Annotated in this window: 18 protein-coding genes; 5 read left to right on the top strand and 13 right to left on the bottom strand. The window is 72.5% G+C overall.

What is annotated here, in order from left to right; genetic code table 11:
* Positions 1 to 40 precede the first annotated feature (40 nt).
* The 3 genes from ABZZ38_RS02250 to ABZZ38_RS02260 all read left to right on the top strand — a co-directional run bounded on the left by ABZZ38_RS02250 (position 41) and on the right by ABZZ38_RS02260 (position 2,229).
* Positions 41 to 646 carry a type 1 glutamine amidotransferase family protein gene (locus ABZZ38_RS02250; RefSeq protein WP_356734796.1) on the top strand — a complete coding sequence of 202 codons (606 nt, stop codon included), beginning with the start codon at positions 41 to 43 and terminating at the stop codon, positions 644 to 646.
* Positions 643 to 1,200: a MarR family transcriptional regulator gene (locus ABZZ38_RS02255; protein ID WP_356734798.1), complete on the top strand. Its 558-nt coding sequence runs from the start codon at positions 643 to 645 to the stop codon at positions 1,198 to 1,200. The genes ABZZ38_RS02250 and ABZZ38_RS02255 overlap by 4 nt, the downstream gene beginning before the upstream one ends.
* Before the next feature lie 216 nt (positions 1,201 to 1,416).
* Entirely contained in the window at positions 1,417 to 2,229 is an 813-nt protein-coding gene (locus ABZZ38_RS02260) for a putative protein N(5)-glutamine methyltransferase (RefSeq protein ID WP_356734800.1), read from the top strand.
* Here the strand turns inward: ABZZ38_RS02260 and ABZZ38_RS02265 are convergent.
* The gene (locus ABZZ38_RS02265) at positions 2,210 to 3,283 is read right to left on the bottom strand and encodes a hypothetical protein (RefSeq protein ID WP_356734802.1); all 1,074 of its coding nucleotides are present in this window, start codon (positions 3,281 to 3,283) and stop codon (positions 2,210 to 2,212) included. The genes ABZZ38_RS02260 and ABZZ38_RS02265 overlap by 20 nt on opposite strands.
* Positions 3,284 to 3,409: 126 nt before the next feature.
* On the opposite strand from ABZZ38_RS02265, the gene ABZZ38_RS02270 reads away from it, so the two are divergent.
* A complete protein-coding gene (locus tag ABZZ38_RS02270) occupies positions 3,410 to 3,883 on the top strand; it encodes an SRPBCC family protein (RefSeq protein ID WP_356734804.1) in 474 nt (157 codons plus the stop codon).
* A 129-nt stretch (positions 3,884 to 4,012) separates the two neighbouring features.
* On the opposite strand, the gene ABZZ38_RS02275 is transcribed toward ABZZ38_RS02270, so the two are convergent.
* A complete protein-coding gene (locus ABZZ38_RS02275; protein ID WP_356734806.1) occupies positions 4,013 to 4,900 on the bottom strand; it encodes a glycoside hydrolase family 19 protein in 888 nt (295 codons plus the stop codon).
* 383 nt (positions 4,901 to 5,283) lie between these two features.
* Positions 5,284 to 6,567: an adenylosuccinate synthase gene (locus ABZZ38_RS02280; protein ID WP_356734808.1), complete on the bottom strand. Its 1,284-nt coding sequence runs from the start codon at positions 6,565 to 6,567 to the stop codon at positions 5,284 to 5,286.
* Positions 6,568 to 6,710: 143 nt separating this feature from the next.
* Between ABZZ38_RS02280 and ABZZ38_RS02285 the strand changes: the two genes are divergently transcribed.
* Positions 6,711 to 7,556, top strand: coding sequence for a diacylglycerol kinase (locus ABZZ38_RS02285; protein ID WP_356734810.1), 846 nt, complete (start codon positions 6,711 to 6,713; stop codon positions 7,554 to 7,556).
* A 152-nt stretch (positions 7,557 to 7,708) separates the two neighbouring features.
* Here the strand turns inward: ABZZ38_RS02285 and ABZZ38_RS02290 are convergent, their stop codons facing one another.
* From ABZZ38_RS02290 to ABZZ38_RS02335, 10 genes are all read right to left on the bottom strand, one after another.
* On the bottom strand, positions 7,709 to 8,908 hold the full coding sequence (locus ABZZ38_RS02290; protein WP_356734812.1) for a cytochrome P450: 1,200 nt from the start codon (positions 8,906 to 8,908) through the stop codon (positions 7,709 to 7,711).
* A gap of 21 nt (positions 8,909 to 8,929) precedes the next feature.
* A complete protein-coding gene (locus ABZZ38_RS02295; RefSeq protein WP_356734814.1) occupies positions 8,930 to 9,589 on the bottom strand; it encodes a response regulator transcription factor in 660 nt (219 codons plus the stop codon).
* Entirely contained in the window at positions 9,586 to 10,878 is a 1,293-nt protein-coding gene (locus ABZZ38_RS02300) for a histidine kinase (protein WP_356735264.1), read from the bottom strand. Before ABZZ38_RS02300 ends, ABZZ38_RS02295 begins: the two co-directional genes overlap by 4 nt.
* A 175-nt stretch (positions 10,879 to 11,053) precedes the next feature.
* On the bottom strand, positions 11,054 to 11,947 hold the full coding sequence (locus tag ABZZ38_RS02305; protein WP_356734816.1) for an alpha/beta hydrolase: 894 nt from the start codon (positions 11,945 to 11,947) through the stop codon (positions 11,054 to 11,056).
* 86 nt (positions 11,948 to 12,033) lie between these two features.
* Positions 12,034 to 13,221: a kynureninase gene (kynU, locus tag ABZZ38_RS02310; RefSeq protein WP_356734818.1), complete on the bottom strand. Its 1,188-nt coding sequence runs from the start codon at positions 13,219 to 13,221 to the stop codon at positions 12,034 to 12,036.
* Complete coding sequence (gene kynA, locus ABZZ38_RS02315; protein WP_356734820.1) at positions 13,214 to 14,059, bottom strand: tryptophan 2,3-dioxygenase; 846 nt, start codon at positions 14,057 to 14,059, stop codon at positions 13,214 to 13,216. The genes kynU and kynA overlap by 8 nt, the downstream gene beginning before the upstream one ends.
* 269 nt (positions 14,060 to 14,328) lie before the next feature.
* Positions 14,329 to 14,742: a DUF3151 domain-containing protein gene (locus tag ABZZ38_RS02320; RefSeq protein ID WP_356734822.1), complete on the bottom strand. Its 414-nt coding sequence runs from the start codon at positions 14,740 to 14,742 to the stop codon at positions 14,329 to 14,331.
* Positions 14,743 to 14,835: 93 nt separating this feature from the next.
* Positions 14,836 to 15,867, bottom strand: coding sequence for a class II fructose-bisphosphate aldolase (gene fbaA, locus ABZZ38_RS02325; protein WP_356734824.1), 1,032 nt, complete (start codon positions 15,865 to 15,867; stop codon positions 14,836 to 14,838).
* 176 nt (positions 15,868 to 16,043) lie between these two features.
* Entirely contained in the window at positions 16,044 to 16,592 is a 549-nt protein-coding gene (gene pyrE / locus ABZZ38_RS02330) for an orotate phosphoribosyltransferase (RefSeq protein WP_356734826.1), read from the bottom strand.
* 24 nt (positions 16,593 to 16,616) lie between these two features.
* A complete protein-coding gene (locus ABZZ38_RS02335) occupies positions 16,617 to 17,417 on the bottom strand; it encodes an aldose 1-epimerase (protein WP_356734828.1) in 801 nt (266 codons plus the stop codon).
* Positions 17,418 to 17,422 lie beyond the last annotated feature (5 nt).

The following is a 17,422-nucleotide window of genomic DNA, read 5'->3' on the forward strand; positions in this document are numbered from 1 at the left end:
GGGAGCGTTCGAGGCCCAGGGACGGGCACAGGAGGCCACCATGACCGGCACCACCCCCCGCACGACCGTTCACCTCGCCGTCTACGACACGTTCGCCGACTGGGAGACCGGGCACGCCACCGCCTGGCTGGCGCGCGGCGGATACCGGATCCGTACGGTCGGGCCGACCACCGAACCGGTCACCACGATCGGCGGGCTTCGCGTCACACCCGACCTCGCCCTGGCCGACCTGCGGCCGCAGGACAGCGCACTGCTCATCCTGACCGGCGCCGACCTGTGGGACACGGGCGAGGACCTCGCGCCGTTCGCCGCCAAGGCGCGCGCGTTCCTGGACGCGGGGGTGCCCGTCGCCGCGATATGCGGCGCGACCGCCGGGCTGGCCCGCGAGGGCCTGCTCGACGGGCGCGCCCACACCAGCGCCGTCTCCTTCTACCTCGCGGCCACCGGCTACAAGGGCGGCGAGCACTACGTCGAGACGGACGCCGTCACCGACGGTGACCTGATCACGGCCGGGCCCACCGAGCCCGTCGCCTTCGCCCGTGAGGTGTTCGGCAGGCTGGCCGTGTTCGAGGGCAGCAAGCTGGACGCCTGGTACCGGCTGTTCCACGACTCGGACCCCGCGGCCTTCGAGGAGCTGAACGCGTGAGCCGGCGCACCGAACAGGACCTGCTCAGCCGCACCGCGCTCGGTGTGTTCCGGCTGAACGGCCAGTTCCTCGCCGTATCGGAGAAACTGGCCCGCCCTGCCGGGCTCACCGCCGCGTGGTGGCAGGTCCTCGGGGCCGTGCTGCACGAGCCGTTGCCCGTCTCCGGGATCGCCCGCGCCATGGGCATCACGCGCCAGAGCGTCCAGCGGAGCGCCGATCTGCTGGTCGCCGAGGAGCTCGCGGAGTACGTCCCCAACCCGGCCCACCGGCGCGCGAAGCTCCTCACGCCCACGGAGGTCGGCCGGGCGTCGATCGCCCGGATAGAGCCCGGTCACGCACGGCTGGCCGCCCGCCTCGCCGCGGAGCTGGGCGCGGAGGCGTTCGCCGAGACGGCGTCGGCGCTGGAACGGCTCTCACGGGCGCTGAACACGATCATGGACGACGGCCGGGCGGACGACCGCAGCGGGGACGCCCGCGGCGGGGACGCCGCCCGCACGGGCGACGGCACGGTGGAGGACGGGAGCGGGCACGAGGGCGGCGCGGGCACGCCGTGAGGGCCCCCGGCAGTGCGGTGAGGGGCGGCGCGGGGAGGGAGCGGGCCGGGCCCGGTCACGCATCGGCGCCCGGGGTAGGGTGAGGGCTTCGCCACAGGACCGACCGAGGAGGTGAGCCCCCATCAACGCAATTTCAGGCCGGGCGCTTTCCTCCCATGGCGCGTAGGGACACACGTCTCCGCGGGAGCGCCCACAGCTCCCGAAAGGCTCTCCCCCATGGCTGTGCTCCCTTCCCGTCCCCGCCCGCCCCACCTCCCGCCTCGCCTCTTTCAGGCCGTCGTCACCAGGCTCCGCGCCGCGGGGTGCGTGTTCGCCGAGGACGAGGCGGAGTTGCTGTGCTCCGCCGCCCGGACGGCGGACGAGCTCGACACGATGGTCGGGCGGCGCGTCGCCGGGCACCCGCTCGAACACGTCCTCGGCTGGGCCGAGTTCCGGGGCGTGCGGTACGCCGTCGACGACGGCGTCTTCGTGCCGCGCCGCCGCACCGAGTTCCTCGTCGAGCGGGCGGAGGCGCTCGCCCGGCCGGGCGTGGTGGTCGTCGACCTGTGCTGCGGCTCCGGCGCGCTGGGCGCCGCCCTGGTCGCGGCGGTGGACGGTGCCGCGCTGTACGCGACGGACATCGACCCCGCGGCTGTGCGGTGCGCCCGCCGGAACGTGGGCGCGGTGGGCGGCCGGGTCTATGAGGGCGACCTGTACGAGCCGTTGCCGGACGCGCTGCGGGGCCGGGTCGACCTCCTGCTCGCCAACGTCCCCTACGTACCCACCGAGGAGGTCGAACTGCTGCCGGCCGAGGCCCGGGTGCACGAGGCGCGGGTCGCCCTCGACGGGGGCGCGGACGGGCTGGACGTCCTGCGGCGCGTGACCGCCGAGGCGGCGTCCTGGCTGGCCCCGGGCGGCAGCCTGCTGTTCGAGACCAGCGAGCGCCAGGCGTCCCTCGCCACGCGGATCGTCGCCTCCGAGGGGCTCACCCCGCACGTGGTGACGCGCGAGGACCTGTACGCCACGGTGGTCATCGGCTCACGGGCGTAGCCCAGGGCAGGCGGTCCGCGAGGGGAACGACGGCCGGCCGGTACTCGTAGGCGTACCCGTGGCTGTACGCGGTCGCGGCCTCCCCCGAGGTCGAGTAGCCGCCGTGCACGAGCACGGGGTCCCCGCTCTTCACCTGCACCCGCAGCGAGAGCCGCACCCGCCGGCAGTCGGCGGGCAGCTCGGCCTTGGGCAGCTCCAGGGCGTTCGGCATGGTCCGGTGGTGCTCGGCCGACGAGATGCGGGCGCTGCTCACCGGCCCGGTCCGTGGCGCCCCGCACACGGCCCCCGCGGGGTCCAGGGGCTGTGCCTCCACCCAGGTCGACACCTCGCTGAACTGGTGCTCGCCGACGGGGCAGGCCCGGTACGGCCGCTGCCGGGTGCAGGTGGTCAGCTGCGCGTCCTGCCGTACGGCGATGGCGGGGTCGGCCGGGGACACCGGCGCGTACGTGTGGTCGAGGGTGACGGCCGTCTCGCCGGCGGGCACGACGCCCCACGCGTGCTGCACCGGATCGAGCGTGTCGGGCAGCACCCAGTGGTCGACCCCTTCGTATGCGTTCTCGGCGTGCAGCCGGATGGCCCCGGTCGTCGAGGTGACCCGCACATCGGTCCCGACGGGCGCGTTGTTGGAGTAGAAGTCGACGGCCAGTTTGCACGTGTAGACCTGTACGCCCGAGGTGTGCGGCGCCCGGAACACCCACCGGACGGCCGGCTCCACGGTCTCGTTGAGGACCGGGACGATGTTGTTGCCGTAGTGCGAGCCGTTGGGCCGCTGCTCGGAGGGGCAGAACAGCCCGGTCGTCGTCCCGAGGGCCTGCTGCCCGGTCAGCGGCTCGACCGTCCGCATCGCGAACCGGTCCACGTGCAGCACGACCCGCTCCCCCGGCGCCGCCACGATCCGCCTGCTCGTCCCCGGCACCTCCCGGTACCCGCCCGGTTCCAGTACGTCGGTGAACACGGTCACCGTCGGATCGTCGGCCCGCGCCACGGCCGGGGCGTGCAGGCTCCCGGCAAGAGCGATCAGTCCGGCCCCCAGGGCCCCCAGCGTCATCCGCATCACGCCGACCCAAACGGGTCGACGATCTTTTGGTCACTGTCACTAACCCCGTTGGCCTACCGCGCGGTTGACCGGCTGCGGGCGACCGGGGCCGGATCGCGCCCCCGCCCTGCCGAGTAAAGTGATATGCGTAAAAACCTGAAAGGGGCTGATATGTCCTCGATCAAGGAAAGCATTGAGATCTCCCGTCGCCCCGAAGACGTCTTCGCCTATCTGGCCGACCCGGTCCACCTCGCCGAATGGCAGGAGAGCGCCGTGGCGGTACGCCCGGTCGGGGACCGCCCGGCGGGCGTGGGGGCGCGCGTCGTGGTGACCCGGCGGGTCGGGCGCCGGCAGTTTCCGATGACCATGGAAATGAGCGAGCTCGACCCACCGCGGAGCTTCCGCTTGGACGGCGTCGACGGCCCCGTCAGGGGCCATGTGAGGGGCATGGTCGAGCCGGTCGGTGACGGGGATCGGTCGCGCGTGACGCTGGACCTCGACTTCGAGGCGCACGGTGTCGGCAAGGCGCTCGTGCCGCTCGTGGTGCGCCCTCAGGCGCGGAAGGAGATGGCGAGGAACGAGCAGCGTTTGAAGGAGCTGCTGGAGCGCCGTCCGTAAGGGGACGACCGGCCGCGGAGCCCCACCGCCGGTGGGCGTGTCCGCGGGGCCACCCGATGCGGACGGGGGTGGCCACCCGCCGGTGGCCACCCCCTCCGCACTCCGTCACGCGCCGCTTCCGCGACCGCTTCAGCAGCTCAGGTTCCCGCCCGTCGGCACGCCGAGGATCTGGGTGAAGCTCTGGTACTTGCTGATCCGGCTCTGGACCTGCGCCGGGTTCTTGCCGTCGCACTCCAGGGCACCGTTGATGGAGCGGATCGTCTGACCGAAGCCGGCGCCCGTCACCATCGCGTTGTGGGCGGTCATCGTGCCGGGGCCGTTCTGGGTGTTCCAGTACCAGAGGCCGGTCTTCCAGGCGACGGCCGGCTCGCGCTCGACACGGTAGGGGTTGTTGAGGAGGTCGATGCCGAGGGCGTCGCCCGCCGCCTTGTAGTTGAAGTTCCAGCTGAGCTGGATCGGGCCGCGCCCGTAGTAGGCGGCGGTGCCGGCCGGGCAGCCGTAGGGCCGGCCAGGGTCGCAGTAATGGGGGTAGTTGGCGGTGTTCTGCTCGACGATGTGCACCAGACCGCCGGTCTCGTGGCTGACGTTGGCGAGGAAGGCGGCTGCCTCCTGCCTCTTCACCGTGTCGCTGCCGGTGTTCGCGAAGGCGGGGTACGCGCTGAGCGCGGCGGTCAGACCGCTGTACGTGTAGAAGGGGTTCCGGTTCGGGAACATCTGGTTGAACTGGGCCTCGCTCACGACGAAGCCGGACGGGGACGGGTCGGGCGTTCCGCCCCCGCCCCCGCACGCGCCCTGGTCGGACCAGACGTCGGCGGAGCCGGGGCGTTCGTTCTGGGTCCACCACTTCGCCAGCCAGTTGCGGCCGCTGTACGAAGCGGTCTTGCCACCCGTGTAGACGGTGGCGGAACTCCAGGGTGCCGCGCACTCGGCGGCCGACGCGGTGGACGCGGGGAGGACGACGGCCAGGCCGACGGCCATGGCGAGAGTGGCGAACAGGGTCAACAGGCGTCGCAGCATAGGGCTGGCCCTTCCGTGGGGGATGGGCCATACGGAAGCGCGAATGGTCTGAACCTGTCAAGGTCTAGACCAGACTTGTTACGGTGGGGTGGTGGGCCAACTCCCGGGCGCCACCGGCGTGTTCAGGACACGGCCGGCCGGTGCACGCCCGTACGGTTCGGGCGGCGCTCCCCGCGGACCGACGAGAGGACCGGCGGGCCGCCGTCCTCCACGGTGAACCGCGCGGAAAACGGCCGCAGTGGGCCGCGCGGGCCACCAGCCGGCCCTCCGGGCCTCCCGGACCCCGGCGCTCCGGTCGTGACAGGGAGGGACGCGGACGGGGAGCCCGGTCGGTTCTCCGGGGAGAACCGACCGGACCCCCCGTCGGGGCGTCCCACCGGCTCCTACAGGAAGGAGTTGATCTCGATCGTCTCGGTGCGGCCGGGGCCGACACCGATCGCGGAGATCGGCGCGCCGGACATCTCCTCCAGCGCCTTCACGTACGCCTGCGCGTTCTTCGGCAGGTCGGAGAAGGTCTTCGCCTTGCTGATGTCCTCGGACCAGCCGGGCAGGTACTCGTAGACCGGCTTCGCGTGGTGGAAGTCGGTCTGCGAGTACGGCAGCTCCTCGACGCGCTTGCCGTCGATCTCGTACGCGACGCAGACCGGGATCTGCTCCCAGCCCGTCAGGACGTCCAGCTTGGTGAGGAAGAAGTCGGTCAGGCCGTTCACGCGGGTGGCGTAGCGGGCGATGACCGCGTCGAACCAGCCGCAGCGGCGGTCGCGGCCGGTGGTCACACCGCGCTCGCCGCCGATGCGGCGCAGCGCCTCGCCGTCCTCGTCGAACAGCTCCGTCGGGAACGGGCCGGCGCCGACACGCGTGGTGTACGCCTTGAGGATGCCGATGACGCGGCTGATCTTCGTGGGGCCCACGCCCGCGCCGGTGCAGGCACCGCCGGCGGTCGGGTTGGAGGAGGTCACGAAGGGGTACGTGCCGTGGTCGACGTCCAGCAGCGTGCCCTGACCGCCCTCGAACAGGACGACCTTGCCCTCGTCGATCGCGTTGTTCAGGATGAGCGTGGTGTCGGCGACGTACGGCCTGATCTGCTCCGCGTAGCCGAGCATCTCCTCGACGATCTTGTCGGCCTCGATCGCGCGCCGGTTGAAGACCTTCGCGAGCAGCTGGTTCTTGTTCTCCAGCGCCGCCTCGACCTTCTGGGTGAGGATCGACTCGTCGTACAGGTCCTGGACGCGGATGCCGACGCGGTTGATCTTGTCGGCGTACGTCGGGCCGATGCCGCGGCCGGTGGTGCCGATCTTGCGCTTCCCGAGGAACCGTTCCGTCACCTTGTCGAGGGTGACGTTGTACGGGGTGATCAGGTGCGCGTTACCGCTGATGAGGAGCTTCGAGGTGTCGACACCGCGCTCGTTCAGCCCGCTCAGCTCGGAGAGCAGGACCGCCGGGTCGACGACGACGCCGTTTCCGATGACGGGGGTGCAACCCGGGGAGAGGATTCCGGACGGGAGGAGATGCAGCGCGTACTTCTGGTCGCCGACGACGACCGTGTGGCCGGCGTTGTTGCCGCCCTGGTAGCGCACCACATAATCAACCGATCCACCGAGCAGGTCGGTGGCCTTTCCCTTGCCCTCGTCACCCCACTGAGCACCGAGCAGCACAAGTGCGGGCACAGGCGTACACCCCTTCCGGGCGGGGCATGTCCAAGGTCAGGGGGCCGACGCCGCCTCACCGGTGTGCCCCGGAATAGACGAAGCCCCTGGCGCAATAGCGCAAGGGGCTCTTGCACAAAGAGACTACCCGAGGAAGGACCGAGGTGTCGGCTCACGACCAGCTCCTGGTGGTCATCGACCCGGTCGCCCGCCGAAGTGACGGCGAGTCCGTGCGAATTGCGAAAGATGTTCTGTGTGCGGGCTCGGAAGCGAAAATCTGCCTTCCGGACGGGCCGGAGGAGTTCGCCCGGGCGCTGGCGCGGCGGGGCTCGCGCCGCCCGGTCGTGATCGGCGACGACCGGGCGCTGCTGCGGGCGGTGGCTCATTTGCACCGGGGGCGGGAGCTGGCCGACGGGGTCCTGTCGCTCGTTCCGGTGGGGCCGGGGCGGTCCGTGGAGCTGGCCGGGTCGCTCGGGGTGCCGCTCGGCGCGGTCGCGGCGGCGCGGGCGGTGCTGGACGGGGTGACACGGCGGCTCGACCTGTTGGTGGACGACAGTGACGGTGTGGTGCTGGGCGCGCTGCGCATCCCGGACGCCGGCGCGGTGGCGCCCCCGGTGCCCACGATGTGGGACACCTGCCGGTCGCTGGTGCGCACCCTGGTCCGCCCGGTGGCTCCGGTGCCCGGCGCACCGCCGGGGGCCGTGCCGGGCTCCCTCCTGGCGATACGGACCCACCGGTTGCGCGTCGAGGCGGACGGGCGGGTGCTGAGCGATGTGGACGACCCGGTGGAGGGCGTGACGGTGAGCTCGCGCGGCGGGCTCGCGCAGGTGGTCGTCCGGGCCCGGGCGGCGGAGCCGGTACGGGTGGAGGCGACGACGGTGACGGTGTCGGGTCCGTCGTACCGCTATCGGGCGGACGCCCGCGTGACGGGCCCGGTGCGGCACCGCACCTGGACGGTCCGCGCGGAGGCCTGGGCCCTGACGGTCCCGGCCCAGCGGGGCCTGCCGTAGACGAGGCCGCCGCAGGGGGCGGACACGGCCGGACGGGGCGCCGCCTGCCGCCATGGCGCGCCCGAGGCCGGGGCGCGGACACCCGTGGCGGGGGGCCTGGCCGGACTGCGGCGGCGGGACGCGCTGACCTGAGAGGGCCGCTCGGCCGCGCGTCACAGCTCCACGCGCAGCTCCCGTACACCGCGGATCACATACCCCGGCCGCCAGGCCGGCTCGGTCAGCAGGCGCATACGCGGGGCGCGCCGCAGCAGCGCGCCGAAGGAGGCGGCCAGCTCCAGGCGGGCCAGCGGGGCGCCCAGGCAGTAGTGGATGCCCGCGCCGAAGGAGACGTGCGGGTTGTCCGCGCGGGACAGGTCCAGCTCGTCGGGGCGGGCGAAGCGCGCCGGGTCGCGGTTGGCCGAGCCGAAGAGCAGCGCGACCTCGGAGCCGCGCGGGACGGTCACGTCACCGATCTCGATGTCGTCCAGGACCCAGCGCTCGAACATCTGGAGCGGGGTGTCGTACCGCAGCAGTTCCTCCACAGCTGTGGACAACTCCACCTCCCCCGCCCGCAGCGCGGCCAGCTGCCCGGGGTGGCGGAAGAGGGTCCACCACCCGTTCGCGGTGGTGTTGACCGTCGCCTCGTGGCCCGCGTTCAGCAGGAGCACGCACGTGGAGATCATCTCCTGCTCGGTGAGCCGGTCGCCCTCCTCGTACGCCGCGATCAGGGCGCTGATCAGGTCCTCGCCGGGCGCCGTGCGCCGTACCGCGATCAGCTCCCGCAGGTACGCCGAGAACTCGACCGACGCCGCCACCGCCCGCCGCGCGGTCTCCTCGTCCGGGTTCAGCTCGAACATCCCGCAGATCGCCGCCGACCACGGCCGCAGCAGCCCCCGGTCGGCGGGCGGGATGCCGAGCATCTCCGCGATGACGGCCACCGGCAGCGGCTCGGCGACGTCGGCCAGCAGGTCGCCGCCGCCCGCCGCGACCAGCCCGTCGACCAGTTCCTCGGCCAGCCGCGCCACCACCGGCGCCAGCGCCTCGACCGTGCGCGGCGTGAACGCCTTCGACACCAGGCGCCGGATCCGGGTGTGGTCGGGCGCCTCCAGGTCGAGCATCCCGTGGTCGTTGAGCACGTGGAACGGTTCGTGCTCGGCCGGCGGCGGGGTGCGGCCGAACTCCTCGTGCGTGAACCGGTGCCGGTACGTCCGACCCAGCCGCCGGTCGCGCAGCAGCGCGGACACGTCGGCGTGGTGCGGCACCAGCCACTGCCGGCTCGGTTCGAACCAGTGCGCCCGGCCCCGGGCGCGCAGCCCGGCGTACGCGGGGTAGGGGTCGGCGACGAAGGCGGGCGACCAGGGATCGAACTCCATGCCGGGACGCTAGCCGAGGCCCTACCCCGGCGTCACCAGTCTCGCCTCGTACGCGAAGACCGCCGCCTGCGTACGGTCCCGCAGGCCCAGCTTCACCAGGATGCGGCTGACATGCGTCTTGATCGTCGACTCGGCGACGACCAGGTGGGACGCGATCTCGCCGTTCGACATGCCCTGGGCGATGAGTACGAGCACCTCCGTCTCGCGTTCCGTCAGGTCGCCCACCTGCGCCAGCGCCGGCGGGCGCGCCCTGTCGGCGGTCCTGGCGAACTCGGTGATCAGGCGCTTGGTGACCGTGGGCGCCAGCAGCGCCTCCCCGGCCGCCACCACCCGTACCCCCTCCGCGAGCTGCCGCGCCGAGGCGTCCTTCAGCAGGAAGCCCGACGCGCCGACGCGCAGCGCCTGGTAGACGTACTCGTCCAGGTCGAAGGTCGTCAGCACGAGCACCTTCGCGTCGCCGTCGACCGCGACGATCTCGCGGGTCGCGTCGATGCCGTTCATCTCCGGCATCCGGATGTCCATGAGGACGATGTCCGGGCGCAGCTCCGCCACCCGCGCGACCGCCTCCCGGCCGTTGACGGCCTCGCCCACGACCTCGATGTCGGGCATGGCGTTCAGCAGGACGGAGAACCCCTCGCGGACCATCATCTGGTCGTCGACGATCAGTACCCGGATGGTCATGACTCCGCCCTCACCACGGGCACGGGCAGGAACACCGCGACCTCGTAGCCGCCGTCCTCCGTCGCCTCCGCCGTCATCTCACCGTCCAGCATCGCCACCCGCTCCCGCATGCCCGTGATCCCGTGCCCGGCGCCCATCGGAGAGGGCGGGCGAAGCCCTCCTTCAGGGGCGGTGGCCGGGTGACGGGCGGGCTTGACCAGGCCGCGCGCCGGCCCGTTCACCACCCGCAGGCCGAGGCCGCCGAGCACGTACGCCACCTCCACCTTCGCGGAGGCGCCCGGCGCGTGCCGCAGCACATTGCTGAGCGCCTCCTGGACGATCCGGTACGCGGACAGCTCCACGCCCTGCGGCAGCTCGCGCGTCGCGCCGGTGACCGTGGCGTCCACGGTGAGGCCCGCGTCGCGGACGTTGGTGATCAGCCCGTCGAGGTCGGCGAGCGTCGGCTGCGGCGCGTCGGGCGCCTCGTAGTCCTCGGCGCGTACGACTCCGAGGATGCGGCGCAGCTCGGTCAGCGCGGCGACCGCGTTCTCGCGGATCGTGACGAACGCCTGCTCCAGCTCGGGCGGCGGGTTCTCCACGCGGTACGGCGCGGCCTCCGCCTGGATGGCGACGACCGACATGTGGTGGGCGACCACGTCGTGCAGCTCACGGGCGATGGTGGTGCGCTCCTCCAGGAGCGTGCGCTTGGAGCGCTCCCGCGCGGTGACGGTCTGCTGTGCGGTGACCTCCTCCTTGGCCTCGCGGCGCGTGTGCAGGACGGTGACGACGAGCAGGGCGAGCGCGGAGATGATCAGCAGCGACGCGGTGTGGGCGCTGGTTCCGCGGCTGAGGACGGCCTCGCAGAAGAACCCGTAGACCCCCGTCAGCGCCCACATCCACGCCGCGGTGCGCGGGCGGGTCCTGGCCGCGACGACGGTCAGGACGACGAGGTGGGCGCCGAAGCTGGTCGGGGCCCACGGCCAGCCGTCCCAGAAGCCGGAGACCACGCTCACGAACGGGGCGGAGAGCAACGACAGCCAGAAGGCGGCGACGGGGCGGACGAGGGTGAGCAGCACCGCTCCCGCGGGGACCAGCCCGGTGGCCGGCAGGCCCTCCTCGTAGCCCACCGCCAGGACGATCAGGGCGGCCCCGGCCACCAGGGCGTGCGGGAACCAGCCCAGATACTGGCGTATCCGCCCCGGCAACCGCCTGGTCACGGGGCCGTCGGTCCTCATGGGCGGGAGCAGCCGGTAGGCGAGTGCGTCGTTGAGGAGTTCACGGCGCAGGCCCATGAGCATGCCCTGGGCCATGCGGTACTCGGGGCTGCGGGTCTTGGTGTCGGTCACGTCAGCAACGGTAGGCAAGGGCGGGGACGGGGTCGTCACCTTGGATGCGGATCCTTCCGCGTCCCCCTGGAGTACTACGCCGCTGATCAGGCACGGAACGCGCCCGCCCGCGGCCGGCTTCCGCCCCGGGCCCCGGCGCTCACCACGCCAGTTGCGCGATCTCCTCCGCGACCACCGCGCACGCGTCCGCCGCCGGGTCGATCAGCGGGAAGTGCCCGACGCCGTCGAGCAGGGTCAGGCCGACCATCTCGCCCGCCTTCGCCGCCGCGTCCACATACGCCTCGGCGACGGCCTGCGGCACGACGGTGTCCTCGCGGCCCTGCACCACCGCCGTGGCGATGCCGGTCGGCAGCAGCGCGGCCGGGTCGGCCACCCCGGCCCGCACCTCGAAGTCCTCGCACGCGCCGAGCAGTTGCCGTACCGCGCCGCCGCACACGTCCAGCTCCACCGCCCGTTCGAAGTGGGCGATCGGCGCCAGCGCGACGACCCCGCGCAGGTCCGGCGGGGCGGCCGTCCGCCACCGCGATCCGGCCGGGCCCGCCGGCAGGACGTGCCGGGCCGCGGCCCACAGCGCCAGATGGCCACCGGCGGAGTGCCCGGTGACGACGGTGCGGCGCCGATCGGCCTGCGGCAGGTGGCCGGATACGAGGCGGGGCAGCGCGTCCAGCGCGGCGGCGACGTCGTCGAACGTCTCCGGCCACCGCCCGGCGACCGGCCCCTCACCACGGGGCGACGGGATGCCCCCACCCCGCCGGTACTCGACGTTGGCGACGGCGAAACCGCGCCGGGCGAGGAAGTCCGCGAAAGGGGTGATGTGACGGCGGTCGTACGGCGCCCGCCACGCCCCGCCGTGCAGCACCACGACGAGCGGCGCCCGGTCGCCCCTCCCGCCGGGCCCACCGCCACGAGGGGCGTAGAAGTCGACGACCTGGTCCGGGTGATCCCCGTACGCGGCGGTGGAATCCGGGTCGACGGCCGGATGCGACAGGACCGACGCTTCCTCGGCGGCGTCGCGCGCGGCGGGGTCGGGCATGGTGCTCAACCTTTCGGTGACGGGGCCGAATTGGCCTGACCTGCGGGGACGGTACCAGGACCGGGGCCCCGCAGATCAGGTCGGCGTCAGCCCAGCACCTCCGCAAGAATGTGCGCCGCGCGCTCGGTGTCCGCGAAGCCCACGTACAGCGGTGTGAAGCCGAAGCGCAGCACGTCGGGGCGGCGCAGATCGCCCACGACGCCCCGGGCGATGAGCTCCTCCATCACGGCCGGGGCGTCGGCGCAGCGGAGCGCGACCTGGCTGCCGCGCTCGTCGTGCGCCTCGGGCGTGACCGAGGTGACGCGCCCCGCGGGGACGTACGCCCGCACGCACTCCAGGAAGAAGTCCGTGAGCGCCAGGCTCTTGGCCCGTACCGTCTCGATGGACACCCCGTCCCACACGTCCAGCGCCGCCTCCAGGGCCAGCATGGACAGGATGTCGGGCGTGCCGACGCGCCCGCGCGTCGCGCCCTGCGCCGCCGCGTAGCCGGGCGTCATCGCGAAGGGGTCGGCGTGCGAGGTCCAGCCGGGCAGCGGGGAGTCGAAGCGCGGCTGGTGGCGCTCGGCGACGTACAGATAGGCGGGAGCGCCCGGCCCGCCGTTGAGGTACTTGTACGTGCAGCCGACGGCCAGGTCCACGCCGTGCGCGTCCAGGCCCACGGGCAGGGCGCCCGCGCTGTGGCACAGGTCCCACACCGCGAGGGCACCGGACGCCCGGACCGCCGCCGTGGTGCCGGGCAGGTCGTGGAGCCGGCCCGTGCGGTAGTCGACGTGGTTGACCAGCGCGGCCGCCGTGCGCGGACCCACGGCGGCGGGTACGTCCCCGGGGGCGACGGGGACCAGCCGCTTGCCCGTCATGCGGGCGGCCGACTCGGCCATGTAGCCGTCCGTGGGAAACGTCGTCGCGTCGACCACGATCTCGTCCCGCTCGGGGTCCGCCAGCCGGACCGCCGCCACCAGCGCCTTGAAGACGTTGACGCTCGTCGAGTCGCCGACCACGACCTGGCCGGGCGCGGCGCCGACGAGTGGCGCGATGCGGTCGCCGATCCGCTCCGGCGCCGTCCACCAGCCGCTCTCGTCCCAGGAGCGTATGCGCAGCTCACCCCACTCGCGGGTGAGGACATCGGCCATGCGGCCGGGCACGTGGCGGGGCAGCGCGCCGAGCGAGTTGCCGTCCAGGTACACCACACCGTCGTCGAGCGCGAACAGCTCGCGCCGCCCGGCGAGCTGGTCCTTCTCGTCCAGGAGCGCGGCCCTCTCCCTGAGCTCAGACATGGCTGCGCGCCGTCCACAGCTCGGGGAACACGTTCTTCCGGGCCCGCTTCTCCAGCCAGGCCACCCCGGCGGAACCGCCCGTGCCGGTCTTGGAACCCATCGCGCGCCGCGTCGCCACCAGGTGGTCGTTGCGCCAGCGCCACACCAGCTCACCGACGTCCGTCAGCGCCTCGCCCAGCCGGACCAGTTCACCGTTCTGGTCGGGGTCGGCGTAGACGCGCGCCCAGACCTCCTCGACGGCCGGGGACGGCTCGTACTTCCGCGACAGATCCCGCTCCAGGACCTCCGCCGGCACCGGCAGCCCGCGCCGCGCGAGGAGCCGCAGCACCTCGTCGTACAGGCTCGGCTCGTGCAGCGCCTTCTCCAGCTCGGCGTGGACGCGCGGCGCGCCCCTGTGCGGCACCAGCATCGACGCGGACTTGTCGCCGAGCAGGAACTCCAGCCGCCGGTACATCGCCGACTGGAACCCGGACCCCTCTCCGAGGGCGCTGCGGTACGAGTTGAACTGCGCCGGGGTCAGCTGCCCGAGCGGCTTCCAGGACGCGTTCAGCGCCTCCAGCTCGCGTACGGACCGCTTCAGCGCGTCCATCGCCACCGGCAGGCGGTCCTCGCGCAGAGCGCGGCTCGCGGTCTCCCACTCATGGACGATGACGGTGAACCACAACTCCATGACCTGGGTGGTGACCAGGAAGACCATCTCTCCCGGATCATCCGAGAGGGGGTGCTGGAGGTGGGTGAGGACATCCGCCTGGACGTAGTCCTCGTACGGTGTGGTGCCCGCGAAGTCCAGATTCGGGGTGTCCGATCCGGGCGCGAAGGCATCGGGGGAAGTAGACATCGCTGTCTCCATCAATGCGTGCTACCGGGTAGCGGTCTGCCCCCGACACTCGGCGGGAGCCCCGGTCCCCTCGGGACCACGTACTCTCGGCGCGGTCCCAGTCGCATCATGACACGACCGGCCCGGTGATGGACCGGCCGTCCCTTCCTCCCGTCACACATGCGCGGGCGCCCGGCCCGGCGCGGTCTCGACTCGCGGTGTCGACGCGCGGGTGGGCGCCCGGTGCTCGTGCTGGGAATGCTGAGCGTGCTGCGGGTCGGCCGAGGGTGTCAGCCGAGGGTGTCGGCCGCCAGCGGGGACGAGTCGCGCAGGAACGTCGAGCAGCGCTCGTACTCCTCCTGCTCACCGATCGCCTGAGCGGCGCGCGCGAGGGCGTGCAGCGCCCGCAGGAACCCCCGGTTCGGCTCGTGCTCCCACGGCACCGGCCCGTGGCCCTTCCACCCGCTGCGCCGCAGCGCGTCCAGGCCGCGGTGGTAGCCGGTTCTCGCGTACGCGTACGACTCGACCACCCGGCCGCCCTCGAACGCGTCGTCGGCGAGCCGCGCCCAGGCCAGCGAGGACGACGGGTACTTCGCGGCGACATCGGCGGGCGCGGCACCGGACGCGAGCAGCTCACGCGGCTCGGGATCGTCGGGCAGGTGGGTGGGGGGCGGTCCCCCCAGCAGGTTCTGGTGGATGGTCATGCCCCCAGTGTCACATCCGGTGACACAGGCCCGGCACCGCCTGCGCGGTGCCGGGCCTGTGCGGTGCCGGGCCGGTGCGGGTGATCGCGGCGCTTACTTCAGCTTCGTGCCGGTCGAGCGCAGCGCCGCGCACGCCTCGGTCACGCGCTTGGCCATGGACGCCTCGGCCAGCTTGCCCCAGGTGCGCGGGTCGTAGGTCTTCTTGGAACCGACCTCGCCGTCGACCTTCAGCACACCGTCGTAGTTCTTGAACATGTGGTCCGCGACCGGACGGGTGAAGGCGTACTGGGTGTCGGTGTCGAGGTTCATCTTCACGACGCCGTTCTCCAGCGCGGTGGCGATCTCCTCCTGCGTGGAGCCGGAGCCACCGTGGAAGACGAAGTCGAACGGGCCCGGGGAGGCGGACTTGCCGAACCGCTCGGCGACACCCTCCTGGAGGTCCTTGAGCAGCTCGGGGCGGAGCACGACGTTGCCCGGCTTGTAGACGCCGTGGACGTTGCCGAAGGAGGCGGCCAGCAGGTAGCGGCCCTTCTCGCCCAGGCCGAGCGCCTCGGCGGTGCGGATGGCGTCGTCGACGGTCGTGTACAGCTCGTCGTTGATCTCGTGGCTGACGCCGTCCTCCTCGCCACCGGTCGGGGTGATCTCGACCTCAAGGATGATCTTCGCGGCGGCGGCCTTCGCGAGCAGCTCCTGGCCGATGGCCAGGTTGTCGGCGAGGGTCTCGGCCGAGCCGTCCCACATGTGCGACTGGAACAGCGGGTTCTCACCCTTGGCGACACGCTCGGCGGAGATGTCGAGCAGCGGACGTACGTAGCCGTCCAGCTTGTCCTTCGGGCAGTGGTCGGTGTGCAGCGCGACGGTGATGTCGTACTTCGCGGCGACGATGTGCGCGAACTCGGCCAGGGCGACGGCGCCCGTCACCATGTCCTTGCTGTACTGGCCGCCCAGGAACTCCGCACCACCGGTCGAGATCTGGATGATGCCGTCGCTCTCGGCCTCCGCGAAACCGCGCAGGGCGGCGTGCAGAGTCTGCGACGAGGTGACGTTGATGGCCGGGTAGGCGAACTTGCCTGCCTTCGCCCGGTCGAGCATCTCGTTGTAGATCTCGGGGGTTGCGATGGGCATGTGTCCGCTCCTTGTGATGTGCGGTTACGTTCGTTGCATCCCTGACCTGGGGGCGACGTCATCGTCGCACTCATCATCCCAGACCGGCGCGCGGGCTCCACCCCGCCTGCGTCGAGGGGCGGTCGGTTTCACGTGAAACCGACCGCCCCTCGAAAGAACCACAGGTCAACCGCGGGTCAGGCGAGACCCAGCTCGTCCAGCGCGTACGCGTAGAGGTACGGCACCCCGGCCGTTCCGCTGATCTTCTCCGCCGCACCGGTCGCCCGGTCGACGATCGTGGCGACGGCGACGACCTCGGCGCCGGCCTCGCGGACGGCCTCGACGGCGGTGAGCGGCGAGCCGCCGGTCGTGGAGGTGTCCTCGACGACCAGGACGCGGCGGCCCGTGATGTCCGGGCCCTCGACCCGGCGCTGCAGGCCGTGCGCCTTGGCCGCCTTGCGGACGACGAAGGCGTCCAGCTGCCGGCCGCGCGCGGCGGCCGCGTGCAGCATCGACGTCGCGACCGGGTCGGCGCCCAGGGTGAGACCGCCCACCGCGTCGAAGTCGAGGTCGGCGGTCAGATCGAGCATGACCTGACCGACGAGCGGCGCAGCGGCGCCATCCAGGGTGATGCGGCGCAGGTCGACGTAGTAGTCGGCCTCCAGACCCGACGAAAGGGTCACCTTGCCGTGCACCACGGCCTTGTCCTTGATCTGCTGCAGCAGCTCGGCTCGTACGTCAGTCATGCCCATGAGCTTAAGCGTCGCCCGTCACAGCCGCCGCCACGTCCAGGTGGAGGTGATCTCCAGGGGATCGATGGGGGTGACCAGCCGGGGGTGGGTGTTCAGGCCGTTCGGCGGGCCCGACTGGGGCTCTACGCAGACGGCGGCGTCCTGCTCGTCGTACACGACCACCCACGGGGAGGGGCTGGTGACCCGGAGCTCCAGCTGCCCGGGCCAGGTGAGGGTGACATCGACGCCGTCGGGCATGGAGAAGCAGTCGTCCCACGGGCCGGGCAGCGGGTCGATCCGGCGGCCGGTGGGCAGGTGGTCCTCCCCGCGCTCCTCCTGCCAGGCGGCCGTGAAGTCGACGCGGACGTCCTCGCCGCCGAGGTTGCGGCGGAACCAGGGGTGCCAGCCGGCCTGGGCGGGGAACGAGTCGCCGTACGTCTCCACCCCGAGCAGGAGGGTCAGGGTGTCCTCGGTGAGCTCGAAGGTCTGGGTGACCCGCCCGGGGTAGGGCCAGGGCTCGACGAGGTCGTATGTGAACGCCGCCTCCGCCTTGTCGGCGCGGGCGGTGCGCCAGGCGGCGTCGCGGACGGTGCCGTGGATGGCGTGCGGGGGTGCGTCGACCGGCATTTGACGCCGGGTCGCGCCGTTGAGGAAACGGCCGCCGGCGATCCGGCCGCACCACGGCACCATGGGGAAACTGCCGTACCGCTCACCTTGGCGGAGCACTTCCGTACCGCCGATGCGGAGGCTCTCGATACGGCATCCGTTGTCCGGGCGGATGGACACCTCGACGTCTCCGGCCGCGAGCCGGACGCCGTTCTCTGCGCTGCTACTCGTCACGTCAC

This window comes from Streptomyces sp. NPDC006368, from assembly GCF_040612535.1.
GTDB lineage: Bacteria > Actinomycetota > Actinomycetes > Streptomycetales > Streptomycetaceae > Streptomyces.